This is a genomic window from Parabacteroides sp. B2-S-102 (assembly GCF_023656665.1).
Classification (GTDB): Bacteria; Bacteroidota; Bacteroidia; order Bacteroidales; family Tannerellaceae; genus Parabacteroides; species Parabacteroides distasonis.
In genome coordinates, this window is record NZ_JAMOKM010000015.1 from 24,007 (window position 1) to 50,903 (window position 26,897).

30 protein-coding genes are annotated in these 26,897 nt (G+C 45.9%); 16 read left to right on the forward strand and 14 right to left on the reverse strand.

What is annotated here, in order from left to right:
* The first annotated feature begins 23 nt into the window (after positions 1-23).
* The 13 genes from NBH07_RS16560 to metK all read left to right on the forward strand — a co-directional run bounded on the left by NBH07_RS16560 (position 24) and on the right by metK (position 10,069).
* Complete coding sequence (locus tag NBH07_RS16560) at positions 24-407, forward strand: DUF3876 domain-containing protein (RefSeq protein ID WP_005809203.1); 384 nt, start codon at positions 24-26, stop codon at positions 405-407.
* A 26-nt stretch (positions 408-433) separates the two neighbouring features.
* Positions 434-1,063 carry a DUF4141 domain-containing protein gene (locus tag NBH07_RS16565; RefSeq protein WP_005809201.1) on the forward strand — a complete coding sequence of 210 codons (630 nt, stop codon included), beginning with the start codon at positions 434-436 and terminating at the stop codon, positions 1,061-1,063.
* A gap of 3 nt (positions 1,064-1,066) precedes the next feature.
* A complete protein-coding gene (traJ, locus tag NBH07_RS16570; protein WP_005809199.1) occupies positions 1,067-2,071 on the forward strand; it encodes a conjugative transposon protein TraJ in 1,005 nt (334 codons plus the stop codon).
* A 31-nt stretch (positions 2,072-2,102) separates the two neighbouring features.
* Complete coding sequence (gene traK / locus NBH07_RS16575; protein ID WP_004308925.1) at positions 2,103-2,726, forward strand: conjugative transposon protein TraK; 624 nt, start codon at positions 2,103-2,105, stop codon at positions 2,724-2,726.
* Positions 2,727-2,732: 6 nt separating this feature from the next.
* Entirely contained in the window at positions 2,733-3,041 is a 309-nt protein-coding gene (locus NBH07_RS16580) for a TraL conjugative transposon family protein (RefSeq protein ID WP_005809197.1), read from the forward strand.
* The gene (gene traM, locus NBH07_RS16585) at positions 3,022-4,440 is read left to right on the forward strand and encodes a conjugative transposon protein TraM (protein ID WP_005809196.1); all 1,419 of its coding nucleotides are present in this window, start codon (positions 3,022-3,024) and stop codon (positions 4,438-4,440) included. Before NBH07_RS16580 ends, traM begins: the two co-directional genes overlap by 20 nt.
* 54 nt (positions 4,441-4,494) lie before the next feature.
* Complete coding sequence (traN, locus tag NBH07_RS16590; protein WP_005809194.1) at positions 4,495-5,553, forward strand: conjugative transposon protein TraN; 1,059 nt, start codon at positions 4,495-4,497, stop codon at positions 5,551-5,553.
* A 2-nt stretch (positions 5,554-5,555) separates the two neighbouring features.
* Positions 5,556-6,131, forward strand: coding sequence for a conjugal transfer protein TraO (locus NBH07_RS16595; RefSeq protein ID WP_005809192.1), 576 nt, complete (start codon positions 5,556-5,558; stop codon positions 6,129-6,131).
* Positions 6,132-6,139: 8 nt separating this feature from the next.
* Positions 6,140-7,030: a DUF8464 domain-containing protein gene (locus NBH07_RS16600; RefSeq protein ID WP_005809191.1), complete on the forward strand. Its 891-nt coding sequence runs from the start codon at positions 6,140-6,142 to the stop codon at positions 7,028-7,030.
* Positions 7,031-7,041: 11 nt separating this feature from the next.
* Positions 7,042-7,548 carry a DUF3872 domain-containing protein gene (locus NBH07_RS16605; RefSeq protein ID WP_005809189.1) on the forward strand — a complete coding sequence of 169 codons (507 nt, stop codon included), beginning with the start codon at positions 7,042-7,044 and terminating at the stop codon, positions 7,546-7,548.
* Positions 7,545-8,072 (forward strand): glycoside hydrolase family protein, encoded by a 528-nt coding sequence (locus NBH07_RS16610; RefSeq protein WP_005809187.1) that lies wholly within the window; start codon positions 7,545-7,547, stop codon positions 8,070-8,072. The genes NBH07_RS16605 and NBH07_RS16610 overlap by 4 nt, the downstream gene beginning before the upstream one ends.
* Before the next feature lie 160 nt (positions 8,073-8,232).
* Positions 8,233-9,024 carry a hypothetical protein gene (locus NBH07_RS16615; protein WP_005809185.1) on the forward strand — a complete coding sequence of 264 codons (792 nt, stop codon included), beginning with the start codon at positions 8,233-8,235 and terminating at the stop codon, positions 9,022-9,024.
* On the forward strand, positions 9,011-10,069 hold the full coding sequence (metK, locus tag NBH07_RS16620; protein WP_250833560.1) for a methionine adenosyltransferase: 1,059 nt from the start codon (positions 9,011-9,013) through the stop codon (positions 10,067-10,069). Before NBH07_RS16615 ends, metK begins: the two co-directional genes overlap by 14 nt.
* A 102-nt stretch (positions 10,070-10,171) precedes the next feature.
* Here the strand turns inward: metK and NBH07_RS16625 are convergent, their stop codons facing one another.
* The 11 genes from NBH07_RS16625 to panC form a co-directional block, all read right to left on the reverse strand.
* On the reverse strand, positions 10,172-10,480 hold the full coding sequence (locus NBH07_RS16625; RefSeq protein ID WP_008645427.1) for a hypothetical protein: 309 nt from the start codon (positions 10,478-10,480) through the stop codon (positions 10,172-10,174).
* Positions 10,481-10,533: 53 nt separating this feature from the next.
* Positions 10,534-10,839: a DUF6956 domain-containing protein gene (locus tag NBH07_RS16630; RefSeq protein WP_080594362.1), complete on the reverse strand. Its 306-nt coding sequence runs from the start codon at positions 10,837-10,839 to the stop codon at positions 10,534-10,536.
* Entirely contained in the window at positions 10,779-11,009 is a 231-nt protein-coding gene (locus NBH07_RS16635; protein ID WP_005809176.1) for a DUF3873 domain-containing protein, read from the reverse strand. Before NBH07_RS16635 ends, NBH07_RS16630 begins: the two co-directional genes overlap by 61 nt.
* Before the next feature lie 21 nt (positions 11,010-11,030).
* Entirely contained in the window at positions 11,031-11,288 is a 258-nt protein-coding gene (locus tag NBH07_RS16640) for a DUF8466 domain-containing protein (RefSeq protein ID WP_005809172.1), read from the reverse strand.
* 24 nt (positions 11,289-11,312) lie between these two features.
* The gene (locus tag NBH07_RS16645; protein WP_036872219.1) at positions 11,313-12,596 is read right to left on the reverse strand and encodes a PcfJ domain-containing protein; all 1,284 of its coding nucleotides are present in this window, start codon (positions 12,594-12,596) and stop codon (positions 11,313-11,315) included.
* A complete protein-coding gene (locus NBH07_RS16650; RefSeq protein ID WP_005809166.1) occupies positions 12,593-13,021 on the reverse strand; it encodes a PcfK-like family protein in 429 nt (142 codons plus the stop codon). Before NBH07_RS16650 ends, NBH07_RS16645 begins: the two co-directional genes overlap by 4 nt.
* A gap of 16 nt (positions 13,022-13,037) precedes the next feature.
* Positions 13,038-13,253 carry a hypothetical protein gene (locus NBH07_RS16655; protein ID WP_005809164.1) on the reverse strand — a complete coding sequence of 72 codons (216 nt, stop codon included), beginning with the start codon at positions 13,251-13,253 and terminating at the stop codon, positions 13,038-13,040.
* 7 nt (positions 13,254-13,260) lie between these two features.
* Positions 13,261-13,596, reverse strand: a complete 336-nt coding sequence (locus NBH07_RS16660) for a hypothetical protein (RefSeq protein ID WP_005809162.1) — start codon at positions 13,594-13,596, stop codon at positions 13,261-13,263.
* A gap of 1,121 nt (positions 13,597-14,717) precedes the next feature.
* Positions 14,718-16,040, reverse strand: coding sequence for an MATE family efflux transporter (locus NBH07_RS16665; protein WP_009018584.1), 1,323 nt, complete (start codon positions 16,038-16,040; stop codon positions 14,718-14,720).
* A gap of 98 nt (positions 16,041-16,138) precedes the next feature.
* On the reverse strand, positions 16,139-16,489 hold the full coding sequence (gene panD / locus NBH07_RS16670; RefSeq protein ID WP_005861624.1) for an aspartate 1-decarboxylase: 351 nt from the start codon (positions 16,487-16,489) through the stop codon (positions 16,139-16,141).
* A gap of 13 nt (positions 16,490-16,502) precedes the next feature.
* Positions 16,503-17,342, reverse strand: coding sequence for a pantoate--beta-alanine ligase (gene panC, locus NBH07_RS16675; RefSeq protein ID WP_009018585.1), 840 nt, complete (start codon positions 17,340-17,342; stop codon positions 16,503-16,505).
* 100 nt (positions 17,343-17,442) lie between these two features.
* On the opposite strand from panC, the gene NBH07_RS16680 reads away from it, so the two are divergent.
* Positions 17,443-18,267, forward strand: coding sequence for a glycogen/starch synthase (locus tag NBH07_RS16680; protein ID WP_005865855.1), 825 nt, complete (start codon positions 17,443-17,445; stop codon positions 18,265-18,267).
* A gap of 11 nt (positions 18,268-18,278) precedes the next feature.
* Positions 18,279-19,655 carry a DUF4270 domain-containing protein gene (locus NBH07_RS16685; RefSeq protein WP_005861618.1) on the forward strand — a complete coding sequence of 459 codons (1,377 nt, stop codon included), beginning with the start codon at positions 18,279-18,281 and terminating at the stop codon, positions 19,653-19,655.
* A 139-nt stretch (positions 19,656-19,794) separates the two neighbouring features.
* Here the strand turns inward: NBH07_RS16685 and NBH07_RS16690 are convergent, their stop codons facing one another.
* The 3 genes from NBH07_RS16690 to NBH07_RS16700 are packed head-to-tail and all read right to left on the reverse strand — an operon-like array spanning position 19,795 to position 24,340.
* Entirely contained in the window at positions 19,795-21,087 is a 1,293-nt protein-coding gene (locus NBH07_RS16690) for a glycoside hydrolase family 57 protein (protein WP_005861616.1), read from the reverse strand.
* Between the two features lie 35 nt (positions 21,088-21,122).
* Positions 21,123-22,391, reverse strand: a complete 1,269-nt coding sequence (locus NBH07_RS16695) for a glycosyltransferase (protein WP_005861614.1) — start codon at positions 22,389-22,391, stop codon at positions 21,123-21,125.
* A gap of 14 nt (positions 22,392-22,405) precedes the next feature.
* Positions 22,406-24,340: a glycogen debranching enzyme N-terminal domain-containing protein gene (locus NBH07_RS16700; RefSeq protein ID WP_005861612.1), complete on the reverse strand. Its 1,935-nt coding sequence runs from the start codon at positions 24,338-24,340 to the stop codon at positions 22,406-22,408.
* A gap of 406 nt (positions 24,341-24,746) precedes the next feature.
* Here NBH07_RS16700 and NBH07_RS16705 point away from each other — a divergent pair, with 406 nt between their 5' ends.
* Positions 24,747-26,846 (forward strand): M3 family metallopeptidase, encoded by a 2,100-nt coding sequence (locus NBH07_RS16705; RefSeq protein WP_009018586.1) that lies wholly within the window; start codon positions 24,747-24,749, stop codon positions 26,844-26,846.
* Positions 26,847-26,897: the final 51 nt, after the last annotated feature.

Below are 26,897 nucleotides of genomic sequence, written 5' to 3' on the forward strand. Positions count from 1 at the left end.
ATCAACTAAAAAAGAAAATGCGTATGAGTATATCAAGAACGAAAATGCTGCAAGTCAGCAAGTGTTTAATCGGGCTGGCGGTCATGATGCTGCAATCCTGCGATGTAGCGGACAATCGCCGTGATCTGCTTTGCGGGAACTGGGAAAGTGTGGAAGGCAAGCCCGACGTGCTTATCTACAAGGAGGGCGAAGCCTATAAGGTGACGGTATTCAAGCGGAGCGGCATCCGCCGCAAACTAAAGCCGGAAACCTATCTCTTGCAGGAGGAGAACGGCAACCTGTTCATGAACACCGGCTTCCGTATCGACGTGTCCTACAACGAAGCGACGGACATCCTGACCTTCTCGCCGAACGGGGACTACGTGCGTGTGAATCCGAAACCGGACCATCCGATAAGCGAGCAATAACGATAACCACTAAAATCCAAAGTAACATGAGAACAAGAATAACATTTATTATCTGCCTGTGCCTGTTTGCAGTCGGCAGGGCAAGCGCACAGTGGGCGGTGATAGACCCGTCCAACATCGCGCAGAGCATCGTGAACACTTCCAAGAACGTGGTACACACTTCCACGACCGCCCAGAATATGATAAAAAATTTTCAAGAGACGGTGAAGATTTACGAGCAGGGCAAGAAGTATTACGACGCACTCAAATCCGTGAACAATCTGGTAAAGGACGCCCGGAAGGTGCAGCAGACCATCCTGATGGTGGGTGACATCACCGACACCTATGTGACCAGCTTCCAGAGGATGATGCGTGACGACAACTTCACGGTGGAGGAACTGGGAGCCATCGCCTTTGGCTACACCAAGCTGTTGGAGGAATCCAACGACGTGCTGACGGAGCTGAGGAACGTGGTGAACATCACCACGCTCTCCATGACGGACAAGGAGCGCATGGATGTGGTGGAACGCTGCTACTCCAAGATGAAGCATTACCGCAACCTCGTGAGCTACTACACCAACAAGAACATCAGCGTGAGCTACCTGCGGGCGAAGAAGAAGAACGACCTCGACCGCATCATGGGGCTGTACGGGAACATGAACGAAAGATACTGGTAGCCTATGAATTTCGACAACCTTCACCAGATTCTGCGCTCGCTCTACGAGCAGATGATGCCGCTATGCGGGGACATGGCGGGCGTGGCGAAAGGCATCGCCGGGCTGGGTGCGCTGTTCTACGTCGCCTACCGGGTGTGGCAGTCGCTGGCGAGAGCCGAACCGATAGACGTGTTCCCCATGCTCCGCCCCTTTGCGATAGGCTTGTGCATCATGTTCTTCCCGACGGTGGTATTAGGCACGATAAACAGTATCATGTCGCCCGTTGTGCAGGGCACGGCAAAGATGCTGGAGGCGGAAACGCTGGACATGAACCAGTACCGTGAGCAGAAAGACAAACTGGAATACGAGGCGATGATGCGCAACCCCGAAACCGCCTACCTTGTGTCAAACGAGGAGTTTGACAAACAGCTGGAGGAACTGGGCTGGTCGCCCGGCGACATGGTAACGATGGCGGGAATGTATATCGAACGTGGGATGTACAACATGAAGAAAGGCATCCGCGATTTCTTCCGCGAGATACTGGAACTGATGTTCCAAGCCGCCGCCCTCGTGATAGACACCATCCGCACCTTTTTTCTCGTGGTGCTGGCGATACTCGGTCCGATAGCCTTCGCCATATCGGTATGGGACGGCTTTCAAAGTACACTCACACAGTGGATATGCCGCTACATACAGGTTTATCTGTGGCTGCCCGTGTCGGATATGTTCAGCACCATACTGGCGAAGATTCAGGTGCTGATGCTGCAAAGCGACATCGAGCGCATGCAGGCTGACCCGAACTTCTCGCTGGATTCGAGCGACGGTGTGTATATCGTCTTCATGATCATAGGAATCATCGGCTATTTCACCATCCCCACGGTAGCAGGCTGGATTATCCAAGCCGGAGGCATGGGAAGCTACGGTCGCAACGTGAACCAGACGGCAGGACGAGCCGGAAGCATGGCGGGCAGCGTGGCGGGTGCAACCGCAGGAAACGTGGTCGGACGTGCCGGGAAACTGCTGAAATAATCAACTGACAATTAAAAACGAATAAATAACAATGGAATTTAAGTCACTTAAAAACATCGAATCATCGTTCAGGCAGATACGCCTGTTCGGTATCGTCTTCCTCTCGCTGTGCGCCGTGATAACGGTATGGAGCGTGTGGAGTTCCTACCGCTTTGCGGAACGGCAACGGGAAAAGATTTACGTGCTGGACAACGGCAAGTCGCTGATGCTGGCTCTCTCGCAGGACTTGTCGCAGAATCGTCCGGCGGAGGCAAGGGAACACGTGCGCCGCTTCCACGAGCTTTTCTTCACACTCTCACCCGAAAAGAGCGCGATAGAGCATAACGTGAAACGCGCCCTGCTGCTGGCAGACAAAAGCGTGTACAACTACTATTCGGACTTCGCCGAGAAGGGATACTACAACCGCATCATCGCCGGAAACATCAATCAGGTGCTGAAGGTGGACAGCGTGGTATGCGACTTCAACGGCTATCCCTACCGTGCCGTGACCTACGCCACACAGAAGATCATCCGGCAAAGCAACGTCACCGAGCGCAGCCTCGTGACCACGTGCCGCCTCTTGAACTCGTCCCGTTCGGACGACAATCCCAACGGTTTCACCATCGAGGGATTCACCATCATCGAGAACAAGGATTTACAAACCATCAAAAGGTAAACGGATATGAAGAAAATCAGAAAATCATTTTGGCGTGCGTACTGGAGGATCCACGACAAAAAGAAAATGCTGGTGGCAAGGCTCAAAGGCTATCTGGACGGTTTGCCCCCGAAGACACGCAAACGCATCGTGCTGGCGATGCTCGCCGCTTTCGCGGTGCTTGCCCTCTACACCTTCGGCAAAGCCGTCTATGACATCGGCAGGAATGACGGCAGCCGGATAGCAACAGACCATGCCGGACAGGTGGAACTGTCCGTAAAGCCGGACAACAATCATAATGTAATACTTTATTTATATGGAACAGACGAAGAATGAACCTAAAAACGAGAACAAGGCGGCTCCCGACAACGGGAAACCGAAGAACCGACGCCAAGCCGAGAGCCATCAAGCCTGCTTGAATGGCCAAGGCGCGAAGGAGGAAGGCAAAGCCAAGGAGCGCAAGCCGCTGACCGAAGCCCAAAGGCTGAAACGTCAGAAAATGATAGTGCTGCCCGCTATGGTGCTGGTATTCATCGGGGCGATGTGGCTGATATTCGCCCCATCTTCCGACAAGGAGCAGCAACCGGGGACGGGAGGTTACAACATCGAAATGCCCGACGCAGACAAGGCGAACCGTCAGATTATCGGCGACAAGGCGAAAGCATACGAACAGGGGGCGATGGAGGAACGGCAGGAGAACCGCAGCCGCGCCATGCAGGAACTGGGCGATATGTTCGACCGCGAGGTGGCGGAAACGGACAGCGGCAGGGACTTCGACCTTGCCAATCCCGGAGGAACGGAAGAGAACGTGAAGTCCGCACCGAAGACCATCCAATCCTCCGCAGCCGCCTACCGCGACCTCAATGCCACGCTCGGCAACTTCTATGAGCAACCGAAGAACGACAATGCGGAAATGGATGAACTGTTGGAGCGTATCGCCTCGCTGGAATCGGAATTGGAAAGCGAGAAAGGCAAGGTGTCCGCTATGGATGACCAAGTGGCACTCATGGAGAAGTCCTATGAACTGGCGGCAAAGTACATGGGCGGACAGAACGGCACACAGCCACCTGTCGGACAGGCGGCAGAGCCTTGCCCCGTGCAGAAAACCGGAAAGAACACGGCTGCACCTGTCAGGCTGGTGGCGCATCAGGTTGTATCCTCGCTCTCACAGCCGATGAGCAACGCCGAGTTTGTCGCCTCCTTCTCGCAAGAGCGTAACCGCAGTTTCAATACGGCGGTGGGCGTCACGACCGTATCGGACAAAAACACCATATCGGCGTGCGTTTATGGGGCGCAGAGTGTGACGGACGGGCAGGCTGTCAAGCTCCGTCTGTTGGAGCCGATGGCGGTAGCGGACAAAATCATCCCCCGTAATGCGGTGGTGGTAGGCACGGCAAAGATTCAGGGCGAACGGCTTGATATTGAAATCACGTCGCTGGAATATGCTGGTACGATTATCCCGGTAGAGCTGGAGGTGTATGACACGGACGGGCAGCCCGGTATCTTCATTCCGAACTCTATGGAAATGAATGCCGTTAGGGAGGTTGCCGCCAACATGGGCGGATCGCTGGGCAGCAGCATCAATATATCCACCAACGCAGGGGCACAGCTCGCCTCCGACTTGGGCAAGGGGCTGATACAAGGCACGAGCCAGTATATCGCCAAGAAGATGCGTACCGTCAAAGTGCATCTGAAAGCCGGGTACAAGGTCATGCTCTATCAGGACAGAAATTGAAAACAGAAAAAGCAACAACAATCCAATTTTTATTTACCACTAAAATCCAAAGTAATGAGAAAAGTAATCATCATGTTTGCCCTCGCTATGGGCATCGTAACTGCCAACGCGCAGGAGAACGTAACCGTTGGAACGGACAATGGAAGTGAACCGACGAACGAAGCGAGAGCAGAGGCAAGCTCGCTTGACTATGCCTTGCAAGGAGGAGGAAGGCAAAGCCAACAACCGACCTTGACAAAGGAGGTCTATCCGCAGAAGGAGGCGGACGGCGACCTGTATCACGGGCTGACAAAGAAGCTGACCTTCGACCGCATGGTTCCCCCGCACGGTTTGGAAGTGACCTACGACAAGACCGTCCACGTCATTTTCCCCTCGGAAGTGCGTTATGTCGATTTAGGCTCGCCCGACCTGATTGCGGGCAAAGCCGACGGAGCGGAGAACGTCATCCGCGTGAAAGCTACCGTGAGGAACTTCCCGAACGAAACCAATATGTCCGTTATAACGGAGGACGGTAGTTTCTATACCTTCAACGTGAAATATGCAGCCGAACCGCTGCTGCTCAACGTGGAGATGTGCGACTTCATCCATGACGGCGAGAAGGTAAACCGCCCGAACAACGCGCAGGAAATCTATCTGAAGGAACTGGGTAGCGAAAGCCCGATGCTGGTGCGCCTTATCATGAAGTCCATCCACAAGCAGAACAAGCGCGAGGTGAAGCACATCGGCTGCAAGCGATTCGGCATCCAGTACCTGCTTAAAGGTATCTACACGCATAACGGTTTGCTCTATTTCCATACGGAGATAAAGAACCAGAGCAACGTGCCTTTCGATGTGGACTACGTCACATGGAAAATCGTGGACAAGAAGGTGGCGAAGCGTACCGCCGTGCAGGAGCAGATCATCTTGCCGCTCCGTGCGCAGAATTACGCCACGCTCGTGCCGGGCAAGAAGAGCGAGCGCACGGTATTCACGATGGCGAAGTTCACCATCCCCGATGACAAATGCATCGTGGTGGAACTCAACGAGAAGAACGGAGGTCGCCACCAGTCTTTCGTGATTGAAAACGAGGACTTGGTACGTGCCAATACCATCAACGAACTTCAAGTGCGCTGACCATGAGAAAGTACATCGCAATAATCATCGCGTCGCTTGCCCTGTGTACGGGGCAAGCGCACGCCCAGCGATGCCTGCCGAAGATGCAGGGCATCGAGGTCAGGGCGAATATGGCGGACGGCTTCAATCCCGGCGGCAACGACGGCGGATACAGTTTCGGGGCGGCTCTTTCCACCTACACGAAAAAGGGGAACAAATGGGTGTTCGGTGGCGAATACCTGTTGAAGAACAACCCTTACAAGGACGGGAAAATACCCGTGGCGCAGTTCACGGCGGAGGGCGGATACTACTTCAAAATACTTTCCGATGCCCGAAAAATCGTGTTCGTCTATGCAGGGGCTTCGGCTCTTGCCGGATATGAATCAGTGAACTGGGGCGAGAAGGTGCTGCATGACGGCTCCACGCTCCATGACCGGGACGCCTTCATCTACGGTGGTGCGCTGACGCTCGATATGGAGCTTTACGTGGCTGACCGTATTGCTCTGCTTGCCAATCTCCGGGAGCGTTGCCTGTGGGGTGGCGACACGAGGAAGTTTCATACGCAGTGGGGCGTGGGCATCAAGTTTATCATTAACTAACGCACTGCATGGAACGGACGGAAATCGACGCCATGAGGCAGATACCCCTTGCGGACTTCCTCGCACGGTTAGGACATGAGCCTGTCCGAAGAAGCGGCAACGAGTTGTGGTATCGTGCGCCATACCGCAATGAGCGCACGCCCTCTTTCCGTGTGAACGTGGCAAAACAGCTTTGGTACGACTTCGGAACGGGCAAGGGCGGTGACATCTTCACGCTTGCCGGGGAGTTTATCGGAAGCAACGACTTCATGGAACAAGTGAAGTTCATAGCGGAAACCGCCAATATGCCTATGCCTGTTCCCGAAGTGAGTAAACCGACTTTCCTGCCTAAACGGTCAGAACCTGCCTTTGAGGGTATGGAAACCGCCCCACTGCTTCATTCTCCACTGACGGACTATCTGGCGGAACGTGGCATCCCTTACGGCATTGCATCCCGGTATTGTTGCCGACTGAATTATAGAGTGCGTGGCAAGCGGTATTTCGCCGTCGGTTTTCCGAACGTAGCGGGCGGCTTTGAAATCCGCAGCCGTTTTTTCAAAGGCAGCGTGCCTCCGAAGGATGTGTCGCTGGTCAAAATGGAAAGTTCTCAGGCTGATGTGTGCAGCGTGTTCGAGGGCTTCATGGACTTTCTTTCCGCCGTCACGCTCGGATTGGAAACGGGCGACTGCCTTGTGCTGAACTCCGTCGCCAATGTGGAAAAGGCTATGAGGTATCTGGACGGTTACGGGCGCATAGACTGTTACCTCGACCGTGACGAAGCCGGACGGCGGACGTTGGAAATGCTGAAAGGACACTATGGGGAACGTGTCTGTGACCGTTCCGCCCTCTATGACGGTTGCAAGGACTTGAACGAGTATCTGCAACTGACAACGAAAAAAGAAATGAACAATAACTTATAAATCAAAAGACAATGAACATACTGAACAACAAGAACAAGAGAATATCAATCTTCAAGGCGTTGGCACTCTGCCTGTTCGCCGCCGTGTCGCTCACGCTTATTTCGTGTGACGACGATATGGACATCCAGCAATCCTATCCTTTCACGGTGGAAACTATGCCTGTGCCGAACAAAGTGACGAAGGGACAGACGGTTGAAATACGCTGTGAGCTGAAAAAGACGGGCGACTTCGCCAATACCCTCTATACTATCCGGTATTTCCAGTTCGAGGGAGAAGGAACGCTGAAAATGGACAACGGTATCACGTTCCTGCCCAATGACCGCTACCTGCTCGAAAACGAGAAGTTCCGGCTGTACTACACGGCGGATGGTGAGGAGGCGCACAACTTCATCGTGGTAGTGGAGGACAATTTCGGCAACTCCTATGAGTTGGAATTTGACTTCAACAACCGAAACGTGAAGGATGACGGGGTTATCACTGTTGTCCCCATCGGGAACTTCAAGCCCCTTACACGATGATGCGTGTATTCATGGCTATCCTCTGTTCGCTTCTGACGGTCTGTTCCGTGTCCGCACGGGACAGCCGCCATGAGGGAACGGACGGGCAGGCGGCTATCTACCGGCTGCCACCATTCGAGAGGGCAGTACGATGCACGAAGTATTTTGAGGGCTGGCATTCGGAAAAACATCACCCGTATGTAGGATATGGACATCGGTTGCAGCCGGGCGAAAGGTATTCGGCACGCACCATGACGAAGCGGCAGGCGGACGCGCTTCTGCGGAAAGACCTGCGGAAGTTCTGCGCGATGTTCCGGCAGTTCGGGAAGGATTCGCTCTTGCTTGCCACGCTCGCCTACAATGTCGGTCCGTACCGTCTGTTGGGAAGCGGAAAGATACCCAAAAGCACGCTGATCCGAAAGTTGGAGGCAGGCGATAGGAACATCTATCGGGAGTATATCGCTTTCTGCAACTACAAGGGTAAACGTCATGCCATGCTGCTCAAACGGAGAAAGGCGGAGTTTGCGCTACTGTATGTACCATAAAAAGTAAGTGTCCGACAACATAAACTCCGATGAAGTTGGGGATGCTTTATCGGAGTTTATGTTATATCAATATTTTAATTGATGGTCAGTACTTGATTTTACAAGTGACTCATTCAAGTAGTTTCGCTTTTTTCATGTAACTTTGCAAAAAATAAAGGATATGGATAGACAATTACCGTATGAGATAAGCTACAAGACGATTGCTTTTTGGCGCAATATCGAAAATGGATTCCTCTGGAGTACATTCATATGTTCAATATTACTCCAAACGTTCCAAATAAATTGTATAAGCCATTCATTAGATTCTATAAAATGGATTGCTAATTTGTTTAATGTTTTGAATTATATTTCTATTATAGGGTATGGTATATTATATATAATCGTAGAAATTATAATGCAACCTATGGCTGCTAATGAAAGACGGAAAGGATTTATCGACAATTCATTAGGCACGAAATTGCTGGAAAAGCCAGTTTTGAATTATTACGATAATGATTCTATTGAGAAAGGACCATATAAAATGTTGGTTAATTGTTATGAGAATTGTTTTTTTACATATAATATCATTAAAGTGATGTTGCCTAAAATGGCAATAAAGAACACAATACTATTTGGTTTGCTTTTGATATTTGCATACTACGGAATAAAAGATAACGTCGTTGCCATACCATTCTTGCAACTATTTTTATCGTCATTGTTCTTAATAGAACTGATATACCACATAGCATTCTTTTTTAGATTAAAGAATTTGTGTGATAAATTCAAACAAATTTTTAGCACACCTAAATCAACTAAAAATAAAACTATTCAGGATGCTATATATATGGTACTTGAATATGAAACGACATTGGCATATAATAAATCTCCGAATAGTAATTCTGTGTACAAAAAACTAAACAATAAATTAACAGAAGAATGGAGCTGTATAAAACAGAATTATGATATTCGATAATTTAGACAAATATACAACAGAAAGTGTATTACAAGGACATCCCGATAAAATATGCGACCAAATAAGTGATGCTCTTTTGGATGCTTTCTTGATGCAAGATTGTAATGCCCATACAGCAATAGAATGCTTGGGAAGTGGTAATAATTTAATTGTTGCTGGAGAAATTAGTACTCAAAATAAAAGGGTTTATATTGAGAAAATTGTCAATGATGTATATCAATCCATAGGCTATTGTGAAAAATTAAACATACTGAACTTTTTGACTTCACAATCAAGACAACTAAATGATGCTGTTATGAACGGTGGAGCTGGCGACCAAGGTATTGTGTATGGTTATGCTATAAACAATCAATATAATTATCTTCCGTATGGTGTATATTTATCTAATTTAATAGCCAAAGAGATTGATACGTATAGAAAGAGCGTAGATTATCTCCTCCCTGATGGGAAAGTACAAGTCACAATTAGCGAAAATAATCTTGAACAATTGATAATCAATGTACAGCATAAGGAGAATATTCATCCAGATTTCATTGAAAATGAAATAAAACAGAAGGTTTTAACTCAACTGATTGATTGTATAAATGTAGATATTCAGATAAATAGGAAATCAAAATTTTATAAAGGTGGGTTTGTTAACGATACAGGATTAACTGGTCGTAAAATAATGATAGACACTTATGGCGGTTTGGTAACACATGGCGGAGGTGCTTTTTCTGGAAAGGATCCGAGCAAAATAGATAGAAGTGCTGCTTACATGGCTCGATTTGTTGCAAAAAACATAGTCGCAAACGGATTAGAAAAAGAATGCAAAATAGCAGTGGCTTATTTGTTTGGAGAAGAACAGCCTACCATGCTAAATGTTTCCACAGACAAAGAATCCAATTCTACAAAATTGAAACAATTTATTCTATCAAAATTCGATTTTAGACCTAATGCAATAATTGAGTTGTTAAAATTAAAGAATCCTATATATCAACCAACTTCTATATACGGACATTTCTCTAATCCTAATTACAATTGGGAACAAATCATATCTTTATAAGACTGGTTTTATCGAAGATTGGCACAGAGGTTTCTTTGCTACTTTCTTTGTCCGCCATCATGCTCACTGAAAGAAAGTAGGGCGGCTTTCGCCGCCCACCTCTCAAAAACGGGTGTAAAGCCCCGTCACCATCGTGAACATTTCCTCCAGCATATCGCAATATATCCCCTCGTGCGTTTCAATGTCCTTCGTCTTACACTCGAATGTCTTTTTACTGAACGTCCTGCGGTAGAAGCGCATATTGTAGAGGTCTGCCCCTGCATCATAGATGATGTCAAGGCGGTTGGCACTCGTCTTGTTCCTCGCAAGGCTCATGCGTAAGCCGTTGCCCATGTCTATGAAGTCTTTGCTTCCCGTCATGGCGGCAAAGCGTCTGCCACCTATCTGCTCCAAAATCGTCTTTGCTATCATATTCATTCTTCTTTGGGTGTTATGTTCGGGCGGTGCGGACACCGCCTAAACGCTCAAAATTCTGTTTTCTCGGCTATTGGTGTGTTCCGTTCCAACCATGTTTTCACACACTCCATATTGTACTCGCTCGTTATGACTGCCGTGTGGCTGTCAATGGCGGTAAACCGACTGCTCTCATAGTCCTCTATCCACCCTTTAAGGGTTTCCACTCCCCACGCTTCGGCATCGTCAAAGATGCCGTCCAATTCCGTGATAGGCTTGCCGAACTTGACTATCAGCGTTTGGTAGCCTGCTTCGTTCATTGCTTGTCCTCCTTTCCTCTTTTTGCCGTCAGCCACTTGTCCCGTGTGGCTCGGCACTCGTCCAACGTGGGTTTCACACAAGAGAACAATTCCCCGTCCGTGTGGCGGTAGTCGTATTGCACAAGTGTCCGCTTGCGTCTGCCGATGCCTGTTTGGAACTTCTCGTATTTCTCTGTCCCTGCTTTCGTGCAGGTGCTTACTCCGTTGATGGTCATCCGTGTACTCATAATCGTTGTTTTTTTAGATGGTTAGAAATGTACTGACAAAACTCTGTTCTGCATCACCATTTCGGGATTGCTTGTGTAGCGTTGGTGCATGTAGAAATGGTGTGAGCCGAAGCCGTAAAGGAAGAACTTGTCAAGTTCGTGCTTCTCGGCAAAGTCCTTGACACTTGCCCTTAACTGCTCCTCACTTTGACAAAAAGTGAGGAGGTTCATAAACTCAAGGAACATCGTGGGAATTTTATCGTCCCACAAGCAAACCATACTTTCAAATCTTACTTCCATATTGTTCTGTATTATAGGTTAATGTTATGCTGCGTTCATCCGCTGACGGATAAGTTCGGTATTGTCCTCCACAAGCCGGATGATGCGGTCATGGTACTCGGTATTGGAATTGCATACCCCTCTGCTCTGTACCACTTTCAGCGTTTTCAGTGACACTTCTATCGTTTCAATCCGTTTGCCGTCAATGGTGGCGGATAGGATAAGGGAGTTTGCCTTGTTATGATAACCGCCCACACAATGGTGCATCATCCGTCCTTCCTCTACCATTTCCTCAACGCTCTCTATGACCTTGATGCAGATAAGGCTGTCAGAGAACACAAGTCCGAAGAAGATGCCTTTGGCTTTCAGATAGTTCTTCTCGTCTTCAATCGCCTTTTGCCGTTGCTGTTCCGTCCGCTCACGCTCCCTTTGCAGGTTGCGTTTTCTCACCAACTTATCGTGTTCCGCTTTGAGGTCGGCAGGGCAGACGTATTTCGGGCTGTTCGTGTCCTTGCCAAAATGACGCAGGAGGTCAATGGTGTCGCACCATACGGAGCCGTCCGAAATGGTGTAACCGTTGCGGATGCAAATCTTGACGGATGCCCAATACCGTCCCATATCAAAGGAACTACGGATATAATGCCGCAACATGGCATATTGCCCTGCTTTCAAGAGTGTTTCGGCTCGGCTGTCGGAAAGGATAGCCGTGAAAAGGTCATACGGCAGTGTGTTGTGATAGTCCCCATTGAAGCCGTTGCGTTTCAGTTCGGGGATGAAACGCTGTCGGGGATAGGTACACATAGGTGCTATATCGTATGCGTGAAGCCTGTTGTTCTTGCGTACCTCCATGTCGCTGTATTCAGACCATTGGTCATAATACAACATTGACATTCCACGCAGTCGGGCAACGGTCGTTGTCTTTCCATCGGGCGAAATCCACCTCTGCACCACTTCATAAATGGAATACTCGGCTGCCTGCCCTGCCTTGTATCGGGACTTGACGAAGAAGAAGCGTATCACTTGGTATTGCTTGCTGGTGGTGACGATGGAGAAGTATTCGTTTTCGCTGAAAACGCTCTTTCGGGTGCGCAACGCTTCCAATGACATACCGCAATGGGGGCAGGTACATCCGCAAAGGGTGTCCGCAAGGTCGTGGTCGCTCTTCCACGAATGTCCGCACTCAGTGCAGATGTTCGTGCCGTCCGCTCTCTTGATTGCGTAATGCTTGAAGCAATGGCGGAAAGCGTATGCCTTTTGCGTGGCGGTCAATCTCGGTAGTCGCTTGCTCAGCCGTGCGACTTCCTGCTGTATCTGTGTTCTCGGTTTCATAAGCCTAAATCAAATAATGAGGGTTGTTGTACTTCTTGGGTGGTCGCTTTGGTGGCGGTTCTCGGCTTGTTGCGGTTCTGCAACTTGCGGACTTCCTCCTCTTGATATTGTCGGAGAGCCTTCTGACGTGCCTCCGCCTTTTCCTCTGTGGTGAGTTCCACCACGTGGTTCACGGCTATCTGACACTGGATAGGCTTGCCCACCTCTATCTCGTTCTCGTCATAGTAGTGTACGGCTTGTCCGTATATCTCCCCGTCCGTGAAGCCGTTGCAACCGCTTTTCTGCACATAGTTCAGAATGTAGGTCACGCAGTCATCTATGTTCTTGGCAGGGTTGCGGTAGTTCTTCGCAAAGAGCGCATCTTCCGCTGCACGTTGCTCCAAATACATCTGTATCGTTCTCTTGAAATGGTCTGTCGTTTTCATATCGCTGTCGGTAAGATTAAAGGGTGAATAACCAAAGGATGAAGCCGAATAAGGCGATTGTGGAGAGGATAGCCACGATTATGCCTATCGCCACTCGGAACACTCCGTTTACTATCTCTCTGACGATGCCCCAAAGGATGCCGGATACCCAAAGGACGATGCGCATGATTAGGGTGCATATCGCAAGCCCTATGTATTGCGCCACTTGTTTGAAGTCTGCCGTTGCTGTCATATCCTCGCTATTTTTCAAGTTCTACAATGTTGTCTATCCTGCCGTATAGGTATCTGCGAAGTCCGGTCTTGTCTGTTGCCTTGTATTCCGTCCAATGTCCGTATTGGCACACGATAAACGTGCGGAGTACATCGGAGAAGTCAAACCTCCAGCCTTGCAGGAGTATTGCGCTCTTGAAATAGGTGTTGCTGTTCACGTTGCGTGTAAGCCAATCCTTTTCCTCTCGGTTCATCTGTCCTCCGTTGTTCAGTTTCTCACGAAGAATGTAAACCTTACTGCCTTTTAGTGCTTCCAATGTTGGCACTTCCCAAGCCACGAATTTTGTTGCCATTGTTGTTCCCATATCCGTTCTGTTTTTGATTTTTTGTTTTTAATGCGGATTCAAGAGCTGAGGGAGTTGAGTTTCAAACTATCTTATCTGCCTCTCGTTTATCCGACATTTTTTTTATGCGTCTTTCTGTCGCATCGGTCGTTTTCGTTTCGGGTGCTTAAAAAGGTAGGGATTAGGGAATGCAAGTTTTTTCGGGAAAAATACTACCCGAAGGGCTGGAGATTTTTCCCGAAAACAGGAGGCTTGACCTTGCTTTCCCGTCAAATCCCGGAGTTACCTTTGCGCCCAGAACGGAAATGACTGCCTGATGCGACTCACTGAAAGGCGCGAAAATGGAGGTAAACGGAAGTAGAGGCAGATTAGACAGAAAACTTCAAAAGAGAAATCCGTGAAAAAAGGAAGTCCCCCCAAAAAAGGACATAGTCGGTAGCGTGAAACCGGGCAAACCACCTGCAAGGAAGTATGGTTTTATCTGTCTGGCCGGACGTGTCGGGGCGGGCAGATAAAATCATTCTTCCCGGTTTGCCAGCTGTGGGTGACGGCTTGTTCCATTTATGGGCAAACGGTCATACACGGCTTTCCGCTTCCGGCTCAAAAGAACAGCGAAAAAGAAAAATCATCTGAAAAACCGTAAAAGCACCTCTTCGGCATAAGCACAAAAGAAATGGGCCTTGCCTCATCAGTCTAAACTGTCGTTTAGGCGTGAGGCAAAGCTCTTTTCTCCGCTTATGCAGTAGTCGGCACACGTTCGTTCAAAATCCTTTTGGGCGATGGTGTGCCGACGAATAAAGCCGCTTTTACGGAAAAACTTGTATGAGATAGAAAAAAATCAGGGAGATTCATATCAAAATCTCCCGTTTTATTGTTACTTTTGCATACGAAGAGTTCTTTGAAGGTTACGCAACGCGCAGAAGAATAATGCAGCAGATAACTAACTAAATCGTAACCTATTACTATCATGAGCGATTAACATATGCTCATTTCCAATAAAATACACTATTTTCGTAACTTCGTCCTACAAAAATACGAACAATTTCCCAATATTCACAGTTCAAAAAAACACGTACATGTTTTTCAGAATTCACGTACGTGTTTTCGAAAAAAGACGTACGTGTTTTTTCCCCCTCATATACTTATATTCTTTTATTTTGCCAAGAGGCTTTCTTTAAATAGATTACGCTAGCGACGAGCAATCCACTATAGTAAATAGCCTCTGTCAAGAAGCATACGGCTACCGGCAAACGCAAACGTATCCCCGCGACATATACAAAAAGCACATACAGAATCAATACCGCCGCTTCCATAAAAAGCGCAGAACGTGTATTTCCCGTACCCGACACCCCGTTGAACGCCACATTAGCTACCGATCCGATCAATAAAGAACCGACAATCACGTAGACGGATGGAACCGAGGCCGCCACTAATGAAGCGTCATTCGTATAAACAGACACGACCCATCCCGGCATCAAACTGACAATAGCGGCAAACACGACCATAATGCCCAACGATAACTTACAGATCTTCCAGATAGTCGGTATAACTTGATTGATCGCTCCCGCCCCGATACTATTACTCACGAACGTGTTTGTCGTGGTCGCCAAGGAATTAACGGGAATCAACATCACGACGTAAATACTACGTACGATATTCGCCACCGCCAACTCCCGTTGCCCCAAATGCTCCACAGCGATAAAGAACATAAACCAAGTAGCGATAGACAAAAAATATTGCAGCATCGTGAACACGGAAATATCCAGCACCCGTTTCAACAAGCCAAAATCGAAAGAACGAATCTGGTTAAGCGCATATTTACGTATATCTACGGTAAGTCTCGTGTAAACCACGAAAAAGAGAATCGATACCGCCTCGGCTATGACGGAAGCGATAGCCGCCCCTTGAATACCCATCTTTGGGAATCCGGCATGTCCGAAAATCAAAAGATAATCCAGTAAGACATTCGTCATTGCCATCAAGACAGCGTTCAATGTCAACACCTTTGTACGGGTAATACCAATAAAAAGAGCCCGGAACATCACGTTCACGAAAGAGAAGAAGAAGCCAAACACACGCCAATCCAAAAATTCCTCCGTGGCATTCAAGATAGCGTCCGAAGAAATCAATACACGCATCACGTCTCCCGCGAAAAAACGAGAAAACAAGAACAATATAGCAGCCAGCGACAATAGGAAGAAAACGCCTTGTATCATGACAGGCCCTATCTGGTCATAACGTCCCTCTCCGTTTCTACGGCCAATCACGATTTGAGATCCCGTACTAAAACCGAAGGCGATCGTAAAAGCGCAGATATAATAAAGTCCTCCCATAGCGGAAGCCCCCAACTCGACTTCACCAACCCTACCTAGAAAAGCCGTATCAGTCACGTTTATCACGTTTTGCGCCAACAAGCTCAAAAAGATCGGGTAGCTAACATTCCATATATTCCTGTTCGTGTACATAACTCGCTTATTACTTAAATTTATGAAGATAAAAAAAGCCCGCCGCATCCCGACGAGCTTTTCTTATGATTAGAGATCTCTACAAAGCCTAGCGTCTGCTATATCAACTTATTTGTCGCCGTATCGGGAAATACCACGGAAGGCTTGAATGTTTTCGCCTCCTCGAAATCCATCATGGCATACGACATAACGATAATAATATCTCCGGGTTGAGCCTTACGGGCAGCCGCTCCGTTCAAGCAAACCACTCCCGAGCCACGTTCGCCCTTGATAATATACGTCTCAAAACGTTCTCCGTTATTATTATTCACGATCGAGACCTTCTCGTTCGCGATCAAATTAGCGGCGTCCAACAAATCCTCGTCGATAGTGATGCTACCGATATAGTTTAAGTTCGCTTCCGTTACCGTTACCCGGTGAATTTTTGACTTTACTACCTCTATAAACATGTATGACTTATAATTAGTATTTGATATTGTCGATCAAACGTACTTCTCCGCAATATACCGTGATGCAACCTACCGGATAATCGGTATCCGACCAGTTCTTGATAGACTCTAACGTATTGCCATCTACGATCTCGTAGTACTCAACTTCCATGACAGGATCGCTATTAATCGTATTGACAACATAGTCAATCACTTCTTGTACGCTTTTTCCGGGCACAAAGGTAGTACTTTCTTTTAACGTACGAGCAATTAACGGAGCTTTTTGACGTTGTTCCGGTGTCAAACGGGTATTCCGGCTACTCAAGGCCAAGCCATCGCCCTCACGAACGATCGGACAAGCATTGATCGTTACAGGGATATTCAATTGTCTCACCATCGCCCGGATCACAGCGATCTGCTGGAAGTCCTTTTCTCCGAAATAAGCGTTATCCGGCTCCACGATATAGAACAATTTACTTACCACCTGCGCTACACCGTTAAAATGCCCCGGACGCTTAGCGCCTTCCATTACCTCAGATACCGTTCCCAAATCAAATGTACGGGTATCTGGCTCCGGATACATCTCTTCTACAGAGGGAGCGAATACATAGTCACAGCCGGCAGATTCTAATAACACACAATCAGCCTCCAACGTACGGGGATACGTTTCCAAGTCGTGTTTGTCATTAAATTGGGTTGGATTTACAAAAACACTGACTACACATACATCATTGTTTTTCACGCAATGTTGTACCAAGCTAAGATGTCCATTATGCAGTGCTCCCATGGTAGGAACAAAGCCAATTTTCTTATTATCCTGCTTTGCCTCAGCAAGATAAGCCTTCAAATCTTTAATACTATTTACTATTTTCATCAGATAGATGCTTAATTGACGGTGCAAAGCAACTAAATAATTACCGTAAATAAAAGATTTTTCGTATCTTTGTAGCGTCTTTATAAAACTAGTTTACAGAATGGATGCAAAAAAAATCTTGTTTATAGCCCAAGAAATCACTCCCTACCTTCCCGAATCCGAGATCGCGACAATATGTAGAAATTTGCCGCAAGGAATTCAGGAGCGTGGTCGCGAAATCAGGACATTCATGCCAAAATTCGGAAATATCAACGAGCGCCGCAATCAGTTGCACGAGGTTATCCGTCTGTCTGGTATGAATCTTATTATTGACGACACGGACCATCCTCTGATCATTAAGGTAGCATCCATTCAATCGGCCCGGATGCAGGTTTACTTTATTGACAACGAGGATTTCTTCCAACGGAAATCCACGGTCAGCGATGAGAATGGAAATGAGTATGAAGATAATGACGATCGTTCGATCTTCTATGTACGCGGAGTATTGGAAACCGTAAAAAAATTGCGTTGGATTCCTGATGTAATCCATTGCCATGGCTGGATGTCAGCGTTAACGGCTCTTTACATCAAGAGAATGTATGCCGATGACCCGTGCCTGCGTAACGCGAAAATCGTTTATTCGATCTACAACGATGACTTCAAGAACCCGCTAAACAAAGATTTCGCGACAAAACTGAAGGCGGACGGAGCCAAAGAAGCTGACTTGAAGTTAATCAAGGCAGATACAAGTTTTGTGGCCTTAACCAAATTAGCGATTGATTTCGCTGATGGTGTAATCCAAGGTAGCGAGACGATCAATCAAGAAGTCCTTGATTATATCTCTGCCAAGAAAGATACTCCATTCCTTCCCTATCAGTCACCGGAAACTTATATGGACGAGTTCAATAAGTTCTACGACGTGGTATTGGATTCTAACACGAAATAATAAATGTAGTAATGAAAATCAAGCTTTTAATACTTGGACTTGGCCTTGGTGCTAGCATTTTGGCCGGGTGTAATGATGATTTTAGTTCGATAGGAACAAGTATTCAGCCAGGCGACGATACAATTGCGGTATATATGGACACGTTCCAGATACAAGCCACTACGGTGCAATTAGATTCTATTTACGCAAGGTCTACTAGCGCCCAGTTGGGTGAACTCTACGATCCGCTGTATGGTAACCTTGTATCGGATTATATGTGCCAATTCTATTGTCCGAGTGATTTTCAATTTAAGCATACACCTTATGAGGGAAAAATTGATTCGGTGGAATTCAATATATATTATAATGGTTCCAATAAAAACGGTGTATGGGTAGGAGACTCCTTGGCGCCTATGCGTGCGGAGATCTTTAAAATTACAAGTCCGTTACAAAAGAATTTTTATACAAATATTGACCCTAAGCAATATTGCAATATGCAAGAGTCAATGGGTGCTCAAGCTTATACAGCTTATAACACAAGTATATCCGACTCCCTTAGAAACTCTGATGGTTACAGCCCTCATGTAAGCATTAAAATGCCTACTGAGTTCGGACAAAAATTTTATGATGAAACGATTAATAATCCGGGTACATTCAAGAATCAAGAAACTTTCAATGAGTTTTTCCCGGGGCTTTATGTAACAACTACCTTCGGTAGTGGTAATATATTGTCCGTGGCTAGCTCTGTCCTTAAGATATATTATAATTATGCGGTTAAAAGCACAGCAGGAAAAGACTCTTTAATAACCACGTGGGAAGCTTTCTCCGTCACTAAAGAGGTCATTCAGCTAAGTCGTTTCAAAAATACGGATATGAGTCAATTGCTACAACCGAACGACAGCTATGCATTTTTTAAGACTCCTGCCGGCGTTTGTACACGCATCGTTCTTCCGACACAGGAAATTACTCCGATCATGGAAAAACGTATCGTGAATAATTTACCACTAGAGTTAAAAGCGATGCCGCAAGAAGATTGGCAATATGCGCTGGCTCCTCCTCCTTATTTATTGATCTTGCCGGAGGATTCTGTAAAGAGTTTCTTTGAGGGTAGTCAAATTGACAATAATGTAACCTCGTTTCTATCCAAGGCTTACGATGCGACTACTCGTACGTACTCATTCCCGAATCTTGCCAATTTATTAAAATATCAGATGGAGAATAATCCGGACAAAGATTTGAGTTTACTTCTTATCCCTGTTCAACGGACAACGACCACAGGTAACAGTTACGGTCAAAGTACAGTTGTTACAACAGCCATCACGAATTATCTAGCTCCCTCAGGTGTAAAGATACGAAAGGATGAAGAGGTGATGAAAATTGGTATTACATCATGTAAATATGTCAGATAGCAAAGAATCTATATAATAAAAAAAGCGAGATGAAAAACATCTCGCTTTTTTTATATCCGTATCTCTAAGGCAAAAAATAACGGGTCCCTAAAAGGACCCGTCACTCTCCAAAAATAGTCTAGTCAAATCAATTAACGACTTATTTCTTCGCCGCCTTCTTTTTTAATTTATCTAATTCTTTCTGTAGACTCTCGATTTCCTCTCCTTGATTCTTAATCGTAGAAAGCAATGAATTCAATTCCTCATTCTCTATATTCTCCGGGAATTCCGCATTTACACGAACAATGAAATCGGAAAGAACATTCATATAGTTATTAAATGCATCATACGGATTATCGTAAGGGCTAAAGCCACCTTGTCCCATATGCTTTGTACTCATATAATAGAAATGGTCACTGCTCTGCAGATAGTACCAGTCCTGACGGATACGACGAGTCTGAGACAAACGAACACGTTCACCGATCTCATTAATCTTACGGAACGCTTCCTGCTGCAATACATTTCCTAACCAAGAACTACAATCTCTCTCCTCATCTACCCAAGAGATCGGATAAGGAACGGAGATAGAGTCTACCGGCTTGATCAATGTAAATACTTCCGATGGAGTAGAGAAGCTAATCCCCTTATCCGCAGCAAAACGAGGCAAAGCCTTGAAGAACTCAAAAATACCGGTTGAAGCTGGATGCAAAGATCCCAGCACCTCATAATTCATAAACAAATTAATGATTTGCTCTGAATCCGGAGTAGCAGCGATCCATGACATATACTTATCGGCTGTCAAAGGATACTCATTCCAACTATAATCACTGAAACGGTTCGATAAATCCTCGCTGAAACGGTCATTCTTCAATAATAAACTCAACTTCGGAGCTACGCAAGAAGAATACATATAGTTCGGACTCTTCCAACCTAAGATATGCTTAGCACCCTCCGTCAACATCCCCTTATAGCCCATCTCAGAAACCATAGCGGAAATATCATCCGAGTAAATCAACTCCGTATTACGGAACACTTTCGGTTTAACCCCGAATAAAGTCTTGATCTTATCTTCTTGTTTCTTTACTTGATGCTTGAACTCCTCCGGATCTCCCAAGGAAGAAAGAGAATGAGCATAAGTCTCAGACAAGAATTCCACATTCCCCGTAGCCGCCAATTCCTTAAAGCTATCGATCACTTCCGGAGTATAAATCTCCATCTGCTCCAACGCTACGCCGGAAATAGAGAACGCTACCTTAAACTTACCACCACTGGTCTTAATCATCTCCAAAATAGTCCGGTTAGCCGGCAAGTAACATTGTTCAGCTATACGATGGATAATCTCCTCATTCTGGAAATCATCGTAATAGTAATGGTCGTTACCTATATCGAAGAAGCGATATCTTTTTAAACGGAACGGCTGATGTATTTGAAAATAAAAGCAGATCGTTTTCATAATATTGTTTGTTTTATTTTTGTCTTGTCGTTAATTTATTTGTTACCTATCACATTGTCGTAAATACGACGAACCTTTTGTCCGGCATATTCCCATTTGATATTATCCACCTCTTTCTTACCTTCCACTTTCAAGAACTCATGCATGGCAGGATAAGTAATAATAGAATACATGGCATCCGCTAACGCCTCAATATCCCAATAATCCACCTTAATCGCATAATCCAAGATCTCGGCGCAACCGGATTGTTTAGAAATGATAGAGGGTACACCACATTGCATGGCTTCCAACGGAGAGATACCAAAAGGCTCAGAAACCGAAGGCATCACATATACGTCACTGGCTTTCAACACCTCATAGACCTGCTTGCCCTTCATAAATCCGGTAAAGTGGAAACGATCTGAAATATTACGTGCTGCGGCCAAACGAATCATTTGATCCATCATATCACCACTACCAGCCATCACGAAACGTGCATAAGGAGCCTTAGCCAAAACCTTTGCGGCAGCCTCAACGAAATATTCCGGCCCTTTCTGCATCGTGATACGACCTAAGAATGTAATAACCTTATCCTTTACACCCTTTTTATCTGGGATCGCTAAAATCTCAGGACTTAAAGGCTCTACGGCGTTATGTACGGTCGTTACCTTAGCGGGATCTTGATGATATTTCTCGATCACCGTCTGACGAGTCAAATTACTCACCGTTATGATATGATCTGCATTGTCCATACCATTCTTCTCAATCGCATAGACATCCGGATTCACATTACCACGGCTACGATCATAATCCGTAGCATGAACATGGATTACCAAAGGCTTACCACTCACATTTTTAGCGTGAATACCCGCCGGATAAGTCAACCAGTCGTGCGCATGGATGATATCATACTCTTCCGTACGAGCGATTACTCCCGCAACGATCGAATAGTTATTGATCTCTTCCAGAAGATTATCCGGATAACGTCCGGAAAACTCAAGGCACCCTAAATCAGTCACATGACGATAACTGAAATCCGCATAAATATGATCCCTGTACTTATAATACTGGTCAGCGTTCATTCCCGCTTTGGAAACCCGTTGCTGCACATATTCACGGTCAACATCCTTCCAAACAATCGGAACTTGGTTGACACCCACTATCTTTAGAAAGCTCTGGTCTTCATCGCCCCAGGGCTTCGGTATACAAAAAGTAATATCCATATCGGGCTGCATTGCCATGCCTCGTGTCAAACCGAAACTGGCCGTTCCTAAACCGCCCAAGATATGAGGAGGAAATTCCCATCCAAACATTAATGCTTTCATAATGGTACTTAGTTTTATTCGGCGTTATACTTCTTCAACAAATCCACAACACGGAGGATAGCCGCAACATTCATCGCAAAAGAGACAGCTCCACGTCCGGTAAACGGTGGGTTACCATCAAACAATTCCGGGATCGTCCCGATACAGTGTAATGACATCTCCTCCTCCAAGCTTATCAACATACGTTCAGCAAAAGCAACGCCACTCTTTCCGAATACACGCAAATAAGCTTCCAAATAGGCGCCTAACAACCACGGCCAAGCAGTACCTTGGTGATAAGCCAAATCTCGTTCATATTGCGGCCCCACATAATACGGGCGATATCCTTCGCTCTTCGGACTCAAGGAACGCAAGCCCTTCGGGGTAAGCAACTCTTTCGTCACGATATCCACTACGGCACGTTTCTGCATCCTCGTCAATGGGGAATAAGGCAATGCCACAGCGAAAATCATATTAGGCCGTACGCTCCAATCTACCGTAGAACCATTCACGGAATCGAACAAATAATTATACCCGTTCACAAAGGTTTCCGGGAACGATTTATCCATCGACTTGATAATCGGATCAATACCCTCGACAGGTACTCCCCCCATCAATTCTGTATAGAAACAAAGAGCATTATACCAAAGAGCGTTAAATTCCACTATATAACCGGAACGAGTTACAACAGGTTTTCCGTTTACGGTAGAATTCATCCAAGTAATCGCCTTATCTTTTCCATTAGCGAAAAGTAAACCATTCTCCATCAATTTCATATCGGGATGTTTCTGGTCCCGTATATAATCGATAACTTCTTTCACGAAATCGCCATATAGCTCACGTGCCTTTTCAACGCCTTCATGCTTAGCATACTGTTGGATCGCCCAGATCGCCCATAAAAAGACATCCGGATGCTCGATCTCACGAATCACCGCATCGAAACGCCCATTCTCCATATACGCCCGCATCGCCGGCATCGCCGTATGCATGATCTTCTCAAAACGAACCGGATCATCGATAGACAACGTACTACCCGGAAGAGCTACGAACAAATCTCTCGCACGTACTTTAAACCATGGATAGCCCGCTAATAGATAAGCGTCGTCTTCCTTGGGACGAAAATAAAATTGCTGAGCGGAATTCTTCAAGCAATTGAAGAAGCTAGTACGAGGTGTACGAGCTACGACCTCATTCTCATACAGTGCCTTCAAGCGGGTAGTTGCCACTGCACTATCGCCAGCGCTGAAAATAATAGTCTCCCCTTTTTTGATAGGGACCTCGAAATATCCGGGAACATACAAATCCTCCTGATAAGGATATCCCCTCTCTTGTTCTTTCGGATACTCGATGCCATTGTACCAATACGGCTCATACACAAATTTAACTTTCTTGTTAAATTGCATATACAGTTCCGGATAACCGGGATACATACATGTCTTGATTCCGTTTGTGACTTCCTCGTAAGATTGGTTCACGTTACCATTGGCTTGCGTTAAGTTCTTCACGCTACGGAAAGCGAGGAAAGGACGGAAACGTAAGGTCGTAGCGGAATGAGCATCTTCCAACGTATACTTAATCATGATACGATTCTCGTACATGGAAAACACTTTCTCTTTCGAGAAGATCACACCTCCTACACGGTAAAGCGTACGAGGTACTGTCTCTGAGCTATACTCGCGGATGTACTTATGTCCCTTGGGACTGAAATTATCGCCTGCATATTTATGCAACCCAAGATTAAATTCGGCACCATGTTGAATTACCGTCTCATCAAAAGAAGATAGTAACACATGGTTGTCATCATCAATCGCAGGCACAGGCATAACGAGTAGTCCGTGGTATTTCCTGGTATTACAATCAACAACAGTAGTGCAGTGATAGGCTCCCAAACGGTTGGTTCGAAGCACCTCACGAGTCAGCGACTCTTCCAGGTTTATCATTACTGTTTTGTCAAATTTAAGATAACTCATATGTGTATTTGGGTTTTAAGTTACTTTCTTTAATATCAAAATGAAATTATTTTCGTTTCTGAGAATCAAAAGTATTATTTAATAACTAAAAAAACAAACTGTCTTTTATATTTATTTAGAAAAAAAGGCATCCTTCTTCTACGATAAACTTATAGATCAAGGCTTTAAAAAGAAAGGTGCTCTAAAGGAGTGTTTTCAAACATATAAATTTTTGTTAAATCAATCCTATTATCATATTCATCAAAGCTCAAAATCAAGGTACAGCCCCCCGAAAACAAGCCTCGGTTTAGTCATAGGAAATGTTCTATTTTTCATTTTAAATCAATCTGAATATAAAAACAGATGCCTATAATGTTCCTGTGATTAAAATGCCTACCTTTGCGGAAATTTTCAAACAATTTTTAATATGAGGAAGTTATTATATAATGTAGTAATTTTATTAAGCGCAATTCAAATGACACACGCAGCAAATAACCCTTTCTTCGGGAAGTTTAAAACACCGTTCGAGACCCCTCCTTTCGATAAGATCAAGATCGAGCATTATGAGCCCGCTTTCGACGAAGGAATCAAGCAAATGGAAAAAGAGGTGCAAGAGATCGCCAATAACCCGCAACCGGCTACTTTCGAGAATACGGTAGTAGCTCTGGAACGTAGCGGCAAATTATTAGAAACAGTCTCTTCTGTTTTTTTTAATGTATTAGGGGCAGAGGCTAACGACGAAATGATGGAAATCTCGCAACGTGTCTCCCCGAAGTTATCCCAGACATCCAATAACATCTTCTTAAATGAGAAGCTACTTGCTCGGGTCAAATCAATCTATGATAAAAAAGAACAATTGAACCTTTCTACCGAGGATGCTAAATTGCTGGAAGACCTTTACGAGTCGTTTAAAGCGAATGGGGCTACGTTAAATAAAGATGACAAGGAAAAATACCGCAAGCTAAGTATGGACCTAAGCATGTTAACCTTGCAGTTCGATCAAAACGCCTTGAAAGATAAAAACCGATTCGAATTACTAATAACGGACGAGAACGAACTATCCGGCTTACCCGAAAGTGCTCGTGACGCAGCGGCCATGTTAGCCAAAAGTAAAGATAAAAATGGATGGTTATTCAATCTCTCGGCTCCGAGTTACATTCCATTTATGCGTTATTCCGACAAGCGTGATTTGCGAGAAAAAATGTATCGTGAATACATGAGCGTAGGAAATAAAGGGGATGAGTTCGACAATAAGGACATTATCAAAAAGATCGTTAATATCCGCCTAGAGATCGCCCAGTTGATGGGATTCAAGAATTACGCCGAATATGCGCTGGAACACACGATGGCTAAAAACTCAGCGAACGTATACAAATTATTGAATCAGTTACTCGAAGCTTATAAACCGATAGCGATCAACGAATACAATGCAGTAGAAGGATTCGCATTAGGTACAGAGAAAGAGAATATCACCGTTATGCCTTGGGACTGGAGTTATTATTCCGAGAAGTTACGGGATATCCGCTTCAAGGTAAACGACGAGATGACTCGCCCTTATTTCGAGTTAAGCAACGTAAAGAAAGGCGTATTCGGATTAGCTACCCAGCTCTACGGTATCACCTTTAAGGAAAACAAGAAAATCCCGGTTTATCATCCGGAAGTAGACGCTTATGAGGTATACGATGCCGATGGTAAGTTCCTTGCTATCCTTTATACGGATTTCTTCCCTCGTGACGGAAAACAATCCGGCGCTTGGATGAACAATATCAAGGCTCAATACAAAGATAAAGACGGAAAAGATAGCCGTCCTCAGATCGTTATCGTGATGAACTTTACCCGTCCGACAGACACGAAGCCCTCTTTGTTAAGTTTCGACGAGGTGAACACGCTCTTGCATGAGTTCGGGCACTCCTTGCACGGCATGCTAGCGCAAGGAACCTATTCCAGCCTTTCGGGAACCAGCGTTTATCGTGATTTCGTAGAATTACCTTCCCAGATCATGGAGAACTGGTTGACTGAAAAAGAGTTCTTAGATCAGATCGCCGTTCATTACCAGACCGGAGAGAAAATCCCGCAAGAGATGATACAAAGCTTGGTAAACGCCTCTAACTTCAACGCCGGCTACCTTTGCTGCCGCCAATTAAGCTTTGGCTTGCTGGATATGGCATGGCATACGTTGGAGCAACCTTTCGACGGTGACGTAGCGACATTCGAGAAAAAAGCTTGGGCTCCGACGGTAATCGTACCGGAAGTACCGGAAGCCTTGATGGGCACAAGCTTCGGACATATCTTCTCCGGAGGATACGCGGCAGGCTATTACGGATATAAATGGGCCGAGGTATTAGACGCCGACGCTTTCTCCGTTTTCAAATCGAAAGGAATCTTCAACAAGGAGGTCGCGAAATCTTTCCGTGACAATATCTTATCCAAAGGTGGTACAGAAGATCCCGCCGTGTTATACAAGCGTTTCCGTGGACAAGAGCCTACGATAGACGCCTTATTAATCCGTAATGGTATTAAGAAGTAATAATTTACCGGGCTTATCGCCCGGTAAATCTAAATAATCACTACCTTTGTG